At 67.6% G+C, this 14849-nt stretch carries 19 protein-coding genes; 10 read left to right on the forward strand and 9 right to left on the reverse strand.

From position 1 onward, the window contains the following. The first annotated feature begins 76 nt into the window (after positions 1–76). Positions 77–256, forward strand: coding sequence for a DUF1328 family protein (locus V6S85_RS07040; RefSeq protein ID WP_116490557.1), 180 nt, complete (start codon positions 77–79; stop codon positions 254–256). A gap of 180 nt (positions 257–436) precedes the next feature. On the opposite strand, the gene V6S85_RS07045 is transcribed toward V6S85_RS07040, so the two are convergent. The 7 genes from V6S85_RS07045 to V6S85_RS07075 form a co-directional block, all read right to left on the reverse strand. Continuing rightward, positions 437–1579, reverse strand: coding sequence for a DUF3089 domain-containing protein (locus tag V6S85_RS07045; RefSeq protein ID WP_334348489.1), 1143 nt, complete (start codon positions 1577–1579; stop codon positions 437–439). A 231-nt stretch (positions 1580–1810) separates the two neighbouring features. Continuing rightward, on the reverse strand, positions 1811–2701 hold the full coding sequence (locus V6S85_RS07050) for an intradiol ring-cleavage dioxygenase (protein ID WP_334348490.1): 891 nt from the start codon (positions 2699–2701) through the stop codon (positions 1811–1813). Between the two features lie 259 nt (positions 2702–2960). After that, positions 2961–3857 carry a flagellin gene (locus tag V6S85_RS07055; protein WP_334348491.1) on the reverse strand — a complete coding sequence of 299 codons (897 nt, stop codon included), beginning with the start codon at positions 3855–3857 and terminating at the stop codon, positions 2961–2963. A 2-nt stretch (positions 3858–3859) separates the two neighbouring features. Then, positions 3860–5587, reverse strand: a complete 1728-nt coding sequence (gene flgK / locus V6S85_RS07060; protein ID WP_334348492.1) for a flagellar hook-associated protein FlgK — start codon at positions 5585–5587, stop codon at positions 3860–3862. Between the two features lie 4 nt (positions 5588–5591). Next, on the reverse strand, positions 5592–5918 hold the full coding sequence (locus V6S85_RS07065; RefSeq protein WP_334348493.1) for a hypothetical protein: 327 nt from the start codon (positions 5916–5918) through the stop codon (positions 5592–5594). A gap of 5 nt (positions 5919–5923) precedes the next feature. Then, positions 5924–7201: a flagellar hook protein FlgE gene (flgE, locus tag V6S85_RS07070; protein WP_334348494.1), complete on the reverse strand. Its 1278-nt coding sequence runs from the start codon at positions 7199–7201 to the stop codon at positions 5924–5926. 12 nt (positions 7202–7213) lie between these two features. Next, positions 7214–7495 carry a flagellar hook capping FlgD N-terminal domain-containing protein gene (locus tag V6S85_RS07075; protein WP_101720058.1) on the reverse strand — a complete coding sequence of 94 codons (282 nt, stop codon included), beginning with the start codon at positions 7493–7495 and terminating at the stop codon, positions 7214–7216. A gap of 304 nt (positions 7496–7799) precedes the next feature. Here V6S85_RS07075 and V6S85_RS07080 point away from each other — a divergent pair, with 304 nt between their 5' ends. The 7 genes from V6S85_RS07080 to fixK all read left to right on the forward strand — a co-directional run bounded on the left by V6S85_RS07080 (position 7800) and on the right by fixK (position 13013). Then, complete coding sequence (locus V6S85_RS07080) at positions 7800–8630, forward strand: flagellin (RefSeq protein ID WP_116567979.1); 831 nt, start codon at positions 7800–7802, stop codon at positions 8628–8630. 97 nt (positions 8631–8727) lie between these two features. Continuing rightward, on the forward strand, positions 8728–10416 hold the full coding sequence (gene fliD, locus V6S85_RS07085; protein ID WP_334348495.1) for a flagellar filament capping protein FliD: 1689 nt from the start codon (positions 8728–8730) through the stop codon (positions 10414–10416). Next, positions 10403–10777 (forward strand): flagellar protein FliS, encoded by a 375-nt coding sequence (locus V6S85_RS07090; protein ID WP_058349598.1) that lies wholly within the window; start codon positions 10403–10405, stop codon positions 10775–10777. The genes fliD and V6S85_RS07090 overlap by 14 nt, the downstream gene beginning before the upstream one ends. Before the next feature lie 64 nt (positions 10778–10841). After that, positions 10842–11558 (forward strand): RNA polymerase sigma factor, encoded by a 717-nt coding sequence (locus V6S85_RS07095; protein WP_334348496.1) that lies wholly within the window; start codon positions 10842–10844, stop codon positions 11556–11558. Further along, the gene (locus V6S85_RS07100; RefSeq protein WP_334348497.1) at positions 11506–11721 is read left to right on the forward strand and encodes a hypothetical protein; all 216 of its coding nucleotides are present in this window, start codon (positions 11506–11508) and stop codon (positions 11719–11721) included. The genes V6S85_RS07095 and V6S85_RS07100 overlap by 53 nt, the downstream gene beginning before the upstream one ends. A 66-nt stretch (positions 11722–11787) precedes the next feature. Beyond that, positions 11788–12210 (forward strand): lysozyme inhibitor LprI family protein, encoded by a 423-nt coding sequence (locus V6S85_RS07105; protein ID WP_334348498.1) that lies wholly within the window; start codon positions 11788–11790, stop codon positions 12208–12210. Between the two features lie 164 nt (positions 12211–12374). Then, positions 12375–13013, forward strand: a complete 639-nt coding sequence (fixK, locus tag V6S85_RS07110) for a transcriptional regulator FixK (RefSeq protein ID WP_116567969.1) — start codon at positions 12375–12377, stop codon at positions 13011–13013. 61 nt (positions 13014–13074) lie between these two features. Here fixK and bfr read toward each other — a convergent pair whose 3' ends face one another. Both bfr and V6S85_RS07120 read right to left on the reverse strand, forming a co-directional pair. Further along, entirely contained in the window at positions 13075–13557 is a 483-nt protein-coding gene (gene bfr / locus V6S85_RS07115) for a bacterioferritin (RefSeq protein WP_058349593.1), read from the reverse strand. A 152-nt stretch (positions 13558–13709) separates the two neighbouring features. Further along, positions 13710–13895, reverse strand: coding sequence for a (2Fe-2S)-binding protein (locus V6S85_RS07120; protein ID WP_116567967.1), 186 nt, complete (start codon positions 13893–13895; stop codon positions 13710–13712). Positions 13896–14008: 113 nt separating this feature from the next. Between V6S85_RS07120 and V6S85_RS07125 the strand changes: the two genes are divergently transcribed. After that, positions 14009–14155, forward strand: a complete 147-nt coding sequence (locus tag V6S85_RS07125; protein WP_334348499.1) for a hypothetical protein — start codon at positions 14009–14011, stop codon at positions 14153–14155. Positions 14156–14164: 9 nt separating this feature from the next. Further along, positions 14165–14812 (forward strand): thiamine phosphate synthase, encoded by a 648-nt coding sequence (gene thiE, locus V6S85_RS07130; protein WP_334348500.1) that lies wholly within the window; start codon positions 14165–14167, stop codon positions 14810–14812. The last annotated feature ends 37 nt before the right edge of the window (positions 14813–14849 follow it).

The raw sequence follows: 14849 nt of genomic DNA on the forward strand, positions 1-14849 counted from the left end.
AAGGAACGACGCGCGCCAAGGCGACGTTGATCCGGTGAAGCCTGCATCACGCGGGCCCAGTGCAAGGAGCTTACCCATGCTGAAATGGGCTCTGATCTTCGCCGTGGTGGCCATCATCGCCGGCGCGCTTGGTTTCACCGGCATCGCGGGCGCCGCGGCCGGCGTCGCCAAGATCCTGTTCTTCCTGTTCCTGGTCGTGTTCGTGGTCGTTCTCGTTCTCGGCCTGGGCGTCTTCAAGGGCGTGACGGGGAAATGATCGGGATCCTTCTCCCCTTGCGGGAGAAGGTGTCGGCGATAGCCGACGGATGAGGGGGGTCTCAGACGCAAAACGTCGCGACAGCTGAAAAGCCGCCGCGGCGTTTCTGTTGGTGCGCCCCCTCACCCGACCCCGCTCCGCGGGGCCACCCTCTCCCGCAAGGGGAGAGGAACTTGATCGCTACTTCCAGCCCTTCCCCTGCGCCTCGACCAGCGCCACCAGGTCCCCCATCGCCAGGTTGACGTCGGCCAGGTGCAGGCCCCAGGCCTTGAGCGGCGAGCCCAGCACCATCAGGTCGCCGGGAATGTCGTCGACGCGCGGGTCGGCCGGGACGCCGTGGACCTTGACGGCCAGGTAGTCGTAGGGGCCGCTCGCGGCGCATTCGGCGGTGACCAGGCCCGGCGTCGAGACGAAGGTCGTGGTCACGTCCTTGCCCTTGATCCAGGGCGTCTTGCGCGGCGCGCCGGCGATGGTCTTGTCGCTGAAATAGCTGTGCAGCGGCGCCTCGCCGCCGGCCAGGGCGGCCGGGTTGACGCAGGCCGCGCGCTTGCCGTCCGGGGTGGCCTTGCCGAAGAAAGCCGGCTCGGCCGGCGGGCTCGAAGCGCGGAACGACACGTAGCTGACGATGCAGCCGGTCTGGCCCGGCTTGCGGCACATCTTGATCGAGCCGTAGGCGTCTGTGGCCGGATCGATCGGCGTGTTCATGCCGATGATCAGGGCCGAGACCAGCTGCTTCTGGATCGGCTTGCCGTCGATCTCCTCGGCCAGCAGGCGCAGCAGCACGCGCGAACCCTGGGAGTGGCCGATCAGCACGACGCCGCGGCCGCCGTTGTCGCGGGCCAGGTAGTCCTTCCAGGCGTCCAGCACGTCATTGTAGGCCAGGGCCTCGTCGCCCGGCGAGGCCTTGCCCTGCATCACCTGGCGCAGGGCCGCCAGGGTCACCTGCCGGTACATCGGCGCGAAGGTGCGGCACACCTGGCCAAAGCGCGCGAACTGCTGCTCGGCGACGATGGTCTCGGCCGGGTCGATGGTCATGTCGCTGTTGCCGCCGGGATCGGTCGACACGGTCGGATAGACGTAGAAGCAGTCGATCGGGGCCTTGGGATCGGCCTTGAACGGTTCGACCCTGGTCGCGCCGTCGGCGGCGACGATGGTGGCGGTCTGGTCCTGGGCGCAGGCGTCCTGGCGGCCCGGGCGGCACAGCCAGGCGGCGTCCTGGGCGTAGTCGTTCTTGGGCTGCGGACCCGCCGGCGCCGGCTGGGCGCAGGCCGTCCCGGCCAGCCCCATGGAGACCGCCAGCGCGGCCCAGATTGTCTTGTGCATTTCCATCCCCTCGCAGGCCGAACGGCCGTTTGGCGGGGAGGATGGCGTGTGGAGCAGGAGGAGGGAAGGGCAGAAAGATGCTCCCCCTGAAAGGGGGAGCTGTCGCCCCCGGGTCCGGCCAAAGGCCGGCCCGAGGATAAACTCCGCGACTGAGGGGGAAGTTGTTACGGCGGCTCAGAGGCCGCTTCCCCCTCCGGCCTTCGGGCCACCTCCCCCTTCAGGGGGAGGATCTTAGATCCCCGGCACGATCGCCTTCAGCCGCGCCTCGCCGGTGGGGGCTTCGTGGCGCGGCGGGCCGCCGGGCGGGCCGCCATTGGGGAAGCCGCCGGGCGGCGGGCCGGGCGGCGGGCCGGGCGGGCGGCCGTTCATGCCGCCGGGCGGCGGACCGCCGGGACCGCCCATGGGACCACCGGGGCCCATCCCCGCGTCGTCCTTCCAGTCGGCGGCGGGATCGACGCCCAGGACCAAGGCCAGCACATAGCCGTCCTTGGCTTCCTTGACGCTGGCGACCATGGCCTCGCCGCCCTGAAGGGCGATGCCGTCCTGGCGGTTGAACATGTCGCGCTGGCGCGGTCGCCTGTAGGCCGGGACGTTCTCGTAGAGGAACTCCGACAGGGCGTCGGGCACGAACAGCTGGGCGGTCAGGGCCGTGCGGGCGTCCAGGTGGACCTTGATGTGGATGTGCGGGGTGCGGCCCTCGTACCAGCCCGGCCAGATGGTCTTGAAGGCGACCTTGCCGGCGGCGTCGGTGGTCTGGGCCCCGCGCAGGAAGGTCTGCCCCTTGGCGGCCGCCTGGTGGTCGTCGCCCTGGCCCTCGTAGCCGGAATAGATCCCCTGTGCGTCGCAGTGCCAGATGTCGACCCGCGCGCCCTTCAGCGGCCGGCAGGCGCCGTCGACGACGGTCAGGGCCACCGTGACCGGCGCGCCTTTCTTGCCTTCGGTGATGTCGGCGCGGTCGAGCTTGGGGTCGAACCAGTAGGGGCCTTGGGTGACCTGGGGCGTCAGGGCGCAGACGGTCTCGGCGGCGGCCACGGGGCGGGCCGAGGCGGCGATGGCGGCGAAGGGCGCGGCGCCGGCCAGGGCCAGCAGGCCGCGGCGGCTGGGGGAAACGGGCGAGGGCATCGTAACTCCGAAACGACGAGCCGCCCTTGTGGCCGGGCGATCCTGCCGGCGTATGTCGAGGTCTTGCGAGATTGCAATCAAGATCCTCCCCCTGACGGGGGAGGTGGCCCAGAGGGCCGAAGGGGGACGTGTCTGATGAGGTCGGGGCGTCTCCGGCGCCGCAGTTAATTCCCCCTCAGTCGCGGAGTTTATCCTCGGGCCGGCCTTTGGCCGGACCCGGGGGCGACAGCTCCCCCTTCGGGGGGGGAGCATCTATCCTCTACAGATACTTCGTCAGGCTGAGCGACGAGAGCGTCGAGATCATCGAGTACATGGCCTCCAGCTGGGTCTCGTACTGGGTGGCCAGCACCGCCGTCTCGGCCAGGTCAGCGTCTTTCAGGTTGGAGGCCAGGGTGTCGATGCTCTCGATCTTGGCCTCGTTGCGTTCGATCAGGCGGTCGAGGGTGGAGGCCTGGATCGAGACCTGCTCCTGCAGCGAGCCGATACCGGTCAGGGCCCCGCCGGCCAGGTCGTAGGCGGCCGAGACCACGTCGCTGTCGCCCGGCGAGGCGATGATCATCGAAAGGGCGCGGGCCAGCTGCTCGAAGGCCGCCGAGCCGCCCGAGACCGACAGGTTGATGGTCTGGCCGTCGGTGGTGGTGAAGGTCCGGGTGCTGGACGAGCCCTGGTAGAAGTCGGCGTCGACGCCGGCCGAGGGATCCCAGTCCGCATCGCTGAAGTCGGCGGCGGCGGTGTCGCCCGCCGTGCCCGAGAACAGGTAGGTCCCGCCAGACGTGCTGTTCATCAGCGCCTGGAGGTCGTTGAGCCAGTTGGTGGCGTACTGGGCGGTGGTGGCCGAGTCGATCGTGGTGCTCGAGATCATCGAGGCCAGCTGGGTCTTGATGGTGGTGGCTAGATCCGCGATGTCGCCCAGGGCCGAGTAGGCGGCGTTGACATAGGCGGTGGCGGTCTGGGCGGCGGCGTTCTCGGCCGTGAGGGCGGCGCCCTGGCTGGACAGGCGCAGCAGGCTGCCGGTGTTGCTGCCCAGGCCCCCGTAGGTGGTGGACTTCAGGCCCGAGGCGGTCTGGGCCTGCTGGTCGGCCAGCTTGGCCTGCACCTTGAGGCTGGCGGCCAGCATGGTCGTCGAATGGCCGAAGGTGGCGATGCGGCTGATCATGGTCAGTTCACCATCTGGATCAGGGTGTCGAACAGCTCCTGCACCATCGAGACGAGCTGGGCGTTGGCCTCGTACTGCGACTGGTAGGTGGTCAGCAGGGCCAGCTCCTCGTCGACATTGACGGCGGTGGTGTTCTGCAGCCGCGTGGTCGCCGCCTCGAAGGTCGACAGGGCGCTGGCGGCGCTGGACGAGGCGTTGGCGACAAGGGTGGCCGCGCCCGAGACGAAGCTTGCGGCATAGGACGACAGGCTGACGGTCTTGGCGGCCTGGTCGCCGGCGGCGGCGAAGCTCAGGGTTCCCGACAGCATCGACGACAGCTTGTCGATGGTGGTGCTGTCGGAGGTCGACAGGGCGCGGTCGCCCACGGCCAGGGTGGTGGCGGTGTCGAGGGCCGCGGTGGCCAGCAGGCTGTAGTCGCCCGACAGCTTGGACGTGACGGCGATGTCGGCGGCGGTCGAGCCCGAGAACAGGTCGTTGAAGCCGAAGTAGTCCGAGAAGCCCTGCGCCGATGCGCCGACCGAGGCGCTGATGTCGCCCAGGGCGACGCCGTTGGCGCTGTCGTCGGCGGTGATCGACAGCTTGCCGTCCGAGCCGATGCTGGCCGACAGGCCGTCGACGGCGTCTAGCGCGCTGACCAGGTCGGCCAGGGTGGAGTAGGCCGAAAGATCGATGTCCTGGGTCGAGACCGTCGAGCCGCTGGAATCGACGACCGCCACCCGCAGCGTGCCGGTCGCCGAGAAGGCGTCCGAGCCCGAGACGGTGGAGGCGCTGGTCAGGGCGTTGGGCGCGGGCGTGGACGAGCCGGCGTTGGCGATGGCGTTGACCTGGGCGATCAGCGTCGAGGCCAGGGCGTCGAGTTCGGCCTGCTCGTCCACCAGCGTCTTGTCGCGCAGGGTGACCAGGGCGCCCAACTGGCCGGAATCGAGGCTGCCGGTGATGTCCTTGCCGTTCAGCGTGATCCCCGAGATCGAGGTCGGGTAGACGCTGGTCGAGGAAAGCGCGCTGGAGGCGGTGTACGACAGCTTGGCCGCCGTCGTGCCCAAGAGCTGGTCGCCGCCGGTGGTGTAGACCACCAGCCGGTTGTCGGAAGTGGTGTAGCTGCTGACCCCGATCAGGCCCGACAGGGTGGTCAGGGCCGCGTCGCGCTGGTCCTGCAGGGCGGTGACGTCGCCGCCCTGGGCGGTGACCGAGACGATCTGGTCGTTCAGCGAGGCCAGGGTCGACAGGGTCGAGTTGATGGTGTCGACCGTGGTGGCGATCTCGGCGTTGGCCTGGGTGCGCAGGTCCTGGATCGAGGCCGACAGGCTGCTGATCCCCGCGGCCAGGTCGGACGCGGCCGAGACCGTCGCGGCCTTGGCCGTGTCGCTGTCGGCGCTGGCCGACAGGGCGGTCAGGGCGCTGGAAAAGGCGTCGAGCAGGCTGGACAGGTCGTCGCCGCTGTCCACCGAGCCGAGGGCGGCGTCGTAGGACTGCATGTAGGTGTCGACCACCCCGGCGTAGCCCGAGGCCGCCGCGGTCTTGACCACCGTCTTGGCCAGATAGGTATCGGCCGCCCGCTGCACGGTGGCGCTGGAGGCCGAGTTCAGGGCCGTGGTCGCCGTCGTGCTGACCGTCTTCTTAGTGTAGGTCAGGTCGTCGGCGTTGGCCACGTTGGCGTTGGCCACCGCGATCTGCATCTGGGCGGTCGACAGGGCCGACGAGGCCGAGCTGATGATCGACGACAGCGACATGGCGTCAGTCCTTGCGGCGACGGTGGTCGCGCAGCGACGCCACCCCGCCGCGATAGCCGGCCTGGGCGTTCAGCCCGCGATTGACGGCCTGGATGCGCACGCGCTCCTCCGCCATCTCGGTCTCCAGGGACGCCATGCGGTCTTCCAGCGTCGCTTGCACCTCGTGCAGGTTCGACAGCATGAGCAGGCGCTGGTCGTCGGAAAGGGCCGAGAGGCCCTCGGCGATGCTGCGGGCGAGGGCGCGGGCCTCCTCGACCGACGAGACCACGGGCGTGGCCGGATCGCGGCGGGCCTTCTGGGCGCGCGCGTGCAGGCGTTCGATCGTGCCCATGACGCTCACCGCACGGCCTGGATCAGGGTGTCGAACATGTCGCTGGTGGCGCTGATCACCTGCGAGGCGGCCGAATAGGCCTGCTGGGCGATGATCATCTTGTTGAACTCGGTCGCCGTGTCGGTGGTCGAGCCTTCCAGCGCGCTGGCCACAAGGCTGCCGGCGTTGCCCTCGCCCGGCAGGTTCAGGTGGACCTGGCCGGCGGCGGTGTTCTCGTCATAGACCGTGCCCGAGACGTGGGTCAGGCCGCCCGGGTTGCTGAAGGTGGCGACCGGGATCTGGTAGATCGCCAGGCTGACCCCATTGTCGAAATTGGCCGTGACCAGGCCGCTCTCGTCGATGCTGATCCCCGACAGCTCGCCGTAGTTGGCGCCGTCCTGCTCGAAGGTCGGGCTGATCGACAGGGTCGAGGAGGTCGAGGCGTACTGGGTCAGGCCGTCGGTGCCGCCCGTCGAGCCGAGGTCGAGCACGATCGCGCTGTCGGCCGCGCCGGTCGAGAGGCCGGTGATGCTGATGTTGACCGGCGACGGATCGGTGGTGGCCAGGCTGCCGTCGGAGTTGAAGGTGACCGTCACCGTGCTGGGACTGATCGTGCCCGAGGTGGTGGCGCTGTCCTTGGTCAGGGTCGGGTCCGACAGGCTCAGCGACCAGGTGTTGTCGCCGGTCTTGGTCCAGGTCTGGCCGACGGTGTGGCTGACGCCCAGGGAGTCGATGACCTCCATGCTGGTGTCGAAGCTCTGGCCCGTCGTGGCGTCGGCCGGCAGGTTGGCGGCCATGCTCACCGTCGAGGTGGCCTTGGCTGTGCCGCTGATCGAGTCGAGGTTGATCGCCGACAGGCTGGTCAGGTCGCTGGTGTTGGACGCCAGGACGGCGCCGTCGGAGTCCGTGGGATAGCCCATCAGGTAATAGCCTTCGCTATTGACCAGATAGCCGTTGGCGTCCGTCGAGAAGCTGCCGTTGCGGCTGTAGACGAGGTCGCTGCCGCTGTCGCCGGCGTTGGCCGCGACCACGAAATAGCCCGAGCCGTCGATGGCGATGTTGGTCGCCACGCTGGTCGAGGAGATCGCGCCGGTGACGTTCAGCGCCTGGTTGGTCTTGGCCACCACCGAGCTGGTCGAGGTGTTGGTGCCCATGGCGCCGCTGACCAGCGACTGGAACGACACCTCGGTCGTCTTGTAGGCGGTGGTCGAGGCGTTGGCGATGTTCTCGGAGATCGCCGACAGGGCGATGCTCTGGGCGGACAGGCCCGAGACGGCGGTCGAGAGGGCGGAAGACAGGCTCATGGTCGCTGGCCCCTATTCCGAGGCCGAGGCGAGCAGCTGAACCTGGGTCAGCAGCGACGACATGTTGTCTGACATCGTCGTCAGCGTGTCGTTCATGTTGATCTGCTGCTCGAGCGACGAGTAGGTCGCCAGCTGGCTGGTGAACTCGGTGGGATCGGTCGGATCCAGCGGGTTCTGGTTGGTCAGCTGCGTCATCAGCAGCTTCAGGAAGTCGGTGGTGCCGAGCTGCAGCGTGCCGGACGAGCTGCTCGAGCTCGTCGTGCTGGTGCTCGTCGCCGAGGAGACGGTGGTCATGGAGAAAGCCCTCCGGTGAAGTCGGTCCGGTCGCTCTGGGCGCCGATCGACGGGTTCAACGGAGGCTCCGCGCCGGATGGGGCGGATTATTTTTGGGGGGGTCTCTTTACTCCCGTCATTACCGCCACAAGGGCGGGAATGACGGGAGGTGGGGGCAAGAGAGCCCCGCATTCCGAAAAATAATCCGCCCCATCGTCGGCGGACGTCCCGTTCAACCCGTCGAAGCCAGGCCGTCAGAACGGCGGACAGCTTCCCGACCGGACTCTCCCCCGGGCGGACTCCAGACAGAGAACCGGACTAGAACATGCCTGTTATCTCCACCAACACGGCCGCCAACACCGCCCTGCGCTACCTGAACAACAATTCGGCGGCGCAGAGCGAATCCCTGGCGAAGCTGTCGAGCGGCTCGCGGATCGTCAGCGCGAAGGACGACGCCTCCGGCCTCGCCATCGCGACGTCCATGAACGCCGACATCACCGTGCTCAACCAGGCCGCCACCAACGTGACCAGCGGCACTTCGGTGCTGAACACCGCGGACGGCGCCCTGTCGAACATCGCCGACATCCTGCAGCGCATGAACTCCCTGACGGCCCAGGCCCAATCGGGGACGTCGAGCACTGCCGACCTGTCGTACATCAGCGCCGAGTACGAGCAGCTGACCGAGGAAATCAACGACATCGCCGAGACGACGACCTTCAACGGCGTCTCTCTGCTCAACGGTGACAGCAACTACACCGAGGGCACGGGCGTCGATTTCATGGTCGGCACGTCCAGCACCGATGTGATCAAGGTCGAACTGGGTACGGCCAACACCACGGGGCTGAACCTGACCGTCACCTCGATCAGCTCCACCAGCGACGCCGTCGCCGCCATGGACGAGATCGACTCGGCGATCACGGCGGTCTCGAAAATGCGCGCCGACGTCGGCGCCACCCTGTCGCGCTTCGAGTTCCGCGGCGACGTGATCTCCACGTCGCTCGAGAACCTGGAGTCGGCGGCGTCGGCGATCACCGACGTGGACATCGCCGCCGAGCAGACCAACTTCACCAACGCCCAGACCCTGACCAGCGCAGCGATTTCGGCCCTCAGCCAGGCCAACTCGATGAGCCAGTCGCTTCTGAAGTTGCTGCAGTAGTCGCTCGTGTCGCGATGACGGGGGCCTGGCTCCCGTCGTCCTGCAGACTGGCGGGGGAGCCCCTCAAGGCTCTCCCGCCGACTTTCCGGACATTGCCATGACGACGACCAGCAGCGTCTCGACCTCGGGTTCGACGACCTATCTGACGGGCACGATCTCGGGGCTCGACACCGACTCCCTGATCGAGGCGGCCGTCGCCCAGAAGACCGCTCGCGCCGACACCATCGACGCCAAGGTCACGGCCAACGAGACCAAGATCGCCTCGTACCAGTCGCTGCAGACCCTGCTGCAGGCGATCTCCGATTCCATGACCGCGCTGGCGGCCACGACCTACAGCTCGGTCACGACCACCACCAACGCCTTCGACGAGAAGAGCGCCTATCTCACCGCCTCGGACGGCACGGACGCCACCTCGGTGATCGCCGTCGACGCCGACAGCGACGCGGTGGCCGCCTCCTACGAGATCACCGTCACCCAGCTGGCCAAGGCCATGAAGGCAGCCTCCACCGCCCAGGCATCCGGCACGGCGCTTGGCCTGTCGGGGGTGATGTCGGTGGGCGTCGACGGCGGGACCGCCGCCGAGATCACCGTGACCTCGACCATGACGGTCAGCGACATCGCCGCGGCCGTCAACGCCAAGACCAGCACGACCGGCGTCACCGCCACCCTGATCACCAGCTCGACCGGCACGCGCCTGGTGATGTCGACCAGCGACACCAACCAGGAGATCACGCTGTCGTCGGTGTCGGGCGACGACATCGGCCAGTCGCTGGGCCTGACCGACAGCTCGGGCGCTTTCGCCAACGTGTTGCAGGCGGCCCAGCCCTCGATCGTGACCATCGACGGGGTCGAGATCGAGAGCGACGGCAACGAGTTGACCGACGTCATTCCTGGCCTGTCGATCTCGCTGATGCAGGCCACCAGCGGCCAGACCATCACCCTCGACATCGAGGCCAACTACGACGACATCAAGACGGCGATCACCGACTTCATCGACGCCTACAACGCCCTGCGCGCCTTCGTGGTGACCAACCAGACGGTGGGCTCGGGCGGGGTGGTGGCCGACGACGCGGTGCTGTTCGCCGACGGCATACTGCGCGACGTGAACCGCCAGCTGAACGCCCTGCTGGGCGGCAAGACGGGGTCGGACGACGAGCTGACCGACCTGTCGGCGCTTGGCGTCACGCTCAACAGCGCCAACCAGCTGGAGCTGTCGGACGAGACTTCGCTCGACAACCTGCTGCTGACCGATCTCTCCAGCGTGGCCGCGTTCTTCGAGACCAAGTTCGAGGCCAGCGACAGCAACCTCAAGCTCCTGAAGAACGACACCACCCTGTCGTACGACTTCGACCTGGAGGTCGCCGTCACCGACGGGGCGATCTCCAGCGTGTCGGTGGGCGGGGATAGCAGCCTGTTCACGATCTCGGGCAGCCGGATCATCGGCGCGACCGGGTCGATCTACGAGGGCCTGTCCTTCGCCCTGGCCAACCCGACCAGCGGCACGATCTCGGTGCAGATCACCCAGGGCTTCGCCAACCTGATCACCAGCCTGATGGGCGACTACGCCAACACCACCACCGGCGTGATCCAGCAGCGCATCAACACCCTCGACACGGTCAACAGCGACCTGACCGAACAGTCGGAGACCATCCGCGACAACGCGGAGACGTACCGCACCAAGCTGATCGCGAAATACTCGGCGATGGAGACGCAGCTCTACGCCGCCCAGATCCTTCAAGAGCAGATCAAGGCCATCCTCGGAGCCAGCAGCGATGACGACGACTAACAGCCAGGCGTTCAGCGCCTACGCGGCCTCCAGCCGCCTGACCGCCAGCCCGCGCGACGTGCTGGCCTCGGTGCACGAGGAGCTCTACCGGGCCATCGGCTCGGCAAAATTCGCCCACGAGCAGGGGCGGCTGGATCAAATGTGCCGACACGCCATGCGCGCCACCCAGATCCTCACCGTGCTGTCGACGAGCCTGGATTTTTCGGCCGCCGGACCGGACGGCAAGACGTTGCGCAGCTTCTACCAGTACGTGCTCGACAGCATGGTTCGCGCCAGTCGTCGCAAAGATGTGTCGAATTCGTATCAAATCGTACTCGACTTGTTGCGTCCGTTCTGTAAAGAACTCCGTTCTGAAAAATAGAAATATTCCCGCGTATCGTCATCGTATCGGATGAATTCGGTAATGTAGTTATCTGATATATGGCATGCTGTTTGCCAATCCCATTGCGATACAGCGATGGAGGCGAGTAATCGCCATGGCGAATTCAGCGATGACTGTGACGGGCGAGTTCGGGCTGACGGATGCGCGGTCTGACGAAGACCTGTTCCTGGCCTGCCGCGAGGGCGATCAGGTGGCGTTCCGGGTGCTGGTCGACCGGCATCTGCGGATGGTCCGGCGGCTGGCCCTGAACGTCCTGGGCGACGTGCAGGAGGCCGAGGACGCGGCCCAGGAGGCATTTATTGCCGCCTGGCGCGCCCGCGAGCGCTGGACCCCGGAGGCGCGGTTCTCGACCTGGCTGCACCGCATCGCGGTCAACAAGGCGATCGACCGTCGCCGCGTCCGCAAGGCCGTGCCGGAAAGCCAGGAGGTCATCACCCGCCTGGCCGACGCCGAGGATCGGGGAGCGGTGCAAGCCGACGCCCTGGCCAACCTCGAACGCTCGGAAGTCGCGGTGACCCTGCAGCAGGCCCTGGGCAAGCTGCCGGACACCCAGCGCCAGGCTTTGACTTTGTTCTATTTCGAAGAGCTCGAGGTCGGTAGAATCGCCGACGCCATGGGCTGTTCGGAACAGGCGGTCCGCTCGCTCCTGAAACGGGGCCGGCAGACCTTGAAGACGAGACTCCAGAGGCAGAAGAAGATCTGTGGCCATGGACCTGAAACTGTTCGAAGCGCGCCTGAAGGCGCTGGGCGCGGTGCTTGACCGCTGGCCGCCCGAAGAAGCCGAGGCAGCGCTCGACCTGCTGACGACGTCCGAGGCGGCGCAGGACCTGTTCGCGCAGGTGACGGCCCAGGACATGGGCGTGTTCGACGAGCCCGGCGGCGACCTGACGCCCCTGGCCGACCGCATCGCCCGGAACCTCTGAGCGCCGCCGCGCCTTGAAGCCGTCGTGATCGGCGGGCCATCCTGGCCGTCGAAAGCGAGGATCTTCATGCTGCTTCGACGACTGATGCTCGGCCTGACGCTGCTGGCCATGGCCGCGCCGCCGGCCTTCGCCGCCTCGGACCCGATCGATCCGGAGAAGGAATACTCGCCCGCATACGACCGTTGCCTGGGCAGCGGCGACGCCATCAAGGGCGTGACCGTGGCCATGGCCGGTTGCACCAACGAAGAGCTTCAGAAGCAGGACGCCCGCCTGAACCGCGCCTACAAGGCGGTGATGGTCAGGCGCTCTAAGGCCGAGCAGGCCAAGCTGCGCACCGTCCAGCGGGCCTGGATCAAGCGCCGCGACGCCGAATGCCAGGAAGACCTGACCGGCGGCACGATCGACATGCTCAACATCAGCGGCTGCCATCTCAGCATGACGACGATCCGGGCGGTGGAACTGGAGCGGATGGTCAAGGGCAAGCGGTAGGCAACGAACCTCCTCCCAGAGGGGGAGGTTTCCATGTTCGCTCCCGCGCGGCGCCTACGCAGAACCCCTTATGCGGCGCTCCCGAATTTACCCGCACGAAGAGTAGGGGGAATGTGCCAGCGTTGGGGCGGCGTCTTTCGCCTCATGCCCTCGGGAGCCGTTTGATGCTGTCGCCCCTTCGTTTCGAGCCCGCCTGCGCCCAGCCGGCCCTGCCGGTCGCCGCCGCCAGCGTCATCCGCTACGCCGCCGGCGAGGAGATCTTCGCCGAGGGCGACAGCGCCGACCACGTCTACGAACTGGTCGAGGGCACGGTGCGCACGGGGCGGCTGCTGCGCGACGGCCGCCGCCAGATCGACGCCTTCCATTTCGCCGGCGAGGCCTTCGGCTTCGAGGCCGGCGAGGTGCGCCGCACCACGGCCGAGGCGGTGAGCGAGGTGACGGTCCGCATCGTGCGCCGCCGGGCGCTCAGCGACCTGGCCGCCCGCGACGGGCAGGTGGCCCGGCAGCTCTACCAGCTGACCATCTCGGGGTTGCAGCGCAGCCAGGACCACGTGCTGATGCTGGGCCGCCGCAGCGCCTGCGAGCGGGTGGCGGGGCTTCTGCTGCTGCTGGCTGACCGCACCGGCGAGGCGGCCTTCGACCTGCCGATGAGCCGCCAGGACATGGCCGACTATCTGGGCCTGACCATCGAGACGGTGTCGCGCACCCTGACCGGCTTCCTGCAGGAGGGGCTGATCGCCCTGCCGACCGTGCGCCACGTCGAGCTGCTGGACCGCGACGCGCTGGAAGCGCTCTGCGAATAGCAGAACGGCCTCCCCGCGGGAGCGGGAAGGCCGTTCGAAGTCTTCAGGCTTTGGAGGCCGCTCAGGCCGCCGGCAGTTCGCCCATGGCGCTCTGCAGGTAGTTCTGCTCGCCGAGAGACTTGATTAGCGACAGCTGGGTTTCGAGGTAGTCGATGTGCTCCTCGGTGTCGTTGAGGATCTCGCGCAGCAGTTCGCGGCTGATGTAGTCGCGGGCCTGCTCGCACTGGACGATGCCCGGCACCAGCAGTTCGCGGTTGAACAGCTCGATCGACAGGTCGGCGGCCAGGCACTCGGGCACGGTCTCGCCGATCTTCAGCTTGTGCAGGTCCTGCAGGTTGGGCAGGCCCTCGAGGAAGAGGATGCGGTTGATCAGCTTGTCGGCGTGCTTCATCTCGCCGATCGATTCCTGGTAGACGATCTGGCCGAGGCGCTTGAAGCCCCAGTTGTCGTGCATGCGAGCGTGCAGGAAGTATTGGTTGACGGCCGTCAGCTCGTTGGTGAGCACAGCGTTCAGGACGCGGATAACGCCGGGATCGCCTTGCATGGCGGCCTCCTAAGGTTCGAGTTCGCCCGCACCCTTAGTCGCCTTTTTCAGCGCTTCAACAGTAATGTGTGCAAGTGTTTCGCAGCCTCACAGAAAAGCGTGAGAGTGCTTCGCGGTAACCTGAAATCGTCGACTTTGCGTCGCAGGAAGCCTTACTCGGCGGCGTAAGCCAGAGCTTCCTGGGCTTGCTGAATCATCTGGCGCATCTCGCAGACGCACTTGGCGCACTGGGCCTGGCAGCCCTTGTGGCGGAAAATCTCGGCCGGACGAGTCGCCCCCGCGTCGATCGCGGCGCGGACTTCACGCTGGCGGATGCCGTTACAATTGCAGACGTACAAGGAAGGAACGCCCTACCGAATGATTGTCATTCTCATCTAACAGTTTTCCACCGGTTTGCAACTGACTCTCAGTCGAGTTCGCAGCGACGCGTCGTCGCGGGCGAGGAGGGTGGGTGATCCTCGCCCTTCGACAGGCTCAGGGTGAGGATCAAGGGGGGCGATTTGAAAACCTCATCCTGAGTCTGTCGAAGGACGAGGTTTTCATGCTCCGCTGGCAGCGCTTCGCCCCCAAAGTCGCGCTGCGCTCCAAATCGGCGTAAAGGCGGCGCATGACGCTCGACTGCCGCCTCTATCTGATCACCCCGCCGTCCCTGCCGGACCTGGCCGCCTTCGGTCGCCAGCTGGCCCGCGCCCTGGAGGGCGGCGACGTGGCGGCCTTGCAGATCCGCCTCAAGGATGCGCCCGACGACGTGGTGGCCGCCGCCGTGCAGGCCCTGTCGCCGATCGCCCGCGCCCGCGACGTGGCGGTGATCCTCAACGACCGTCCCGACCTGGCCGCCCGCCTCGACTGCGACGGCGTGCACGTGGGGCAGGGCGATACGCCGTACGCCGCCGCCCGCAAGCTGATGGGCAAGGACCGGATGGTCGGCGTCACCTGCCACGACAGCCGGCATCTGGCCATGGAGGCCGCCGAGGCCGGAGCCGACTACGTGGCCTTCGGGGCGTTCTTCCCGACCACGACCAAGGACGCGCCGATCGTCGCCGAGCCCGACATCCTGTCGATCTGGCAGGAGACGATGGAGGTTCCCTGCGTGGCCATCGGCGGGATCACCGCTGACAACGCCGCGGGTCTGGCGACCGCCGGCGCCGACTTCCTGGCCGTCTCGGGCGGGGTGTGGGCGCATCCGGAAGGGCCCGACGCGGCCGTGGCGGCGCTGAACGCGGCCATCGCGCAAGGGCTCGCCGCGCGCGGCTGACCCGCCGCCGAACGCGCATAACGACGTTCTCTTGCCG

Origin of the sequence: Caulobacter sp. CCNWLW153 (genome assembly GCF_036889365.1) — a bacterium.
Taxonomy (GTDB): domain Bacteria; phylum Pseudomonadota; class Alphaproteobacteria; order Caulobacterales; family Caulobacteraceae; genus Caulobacter; species Caulobacter radicis.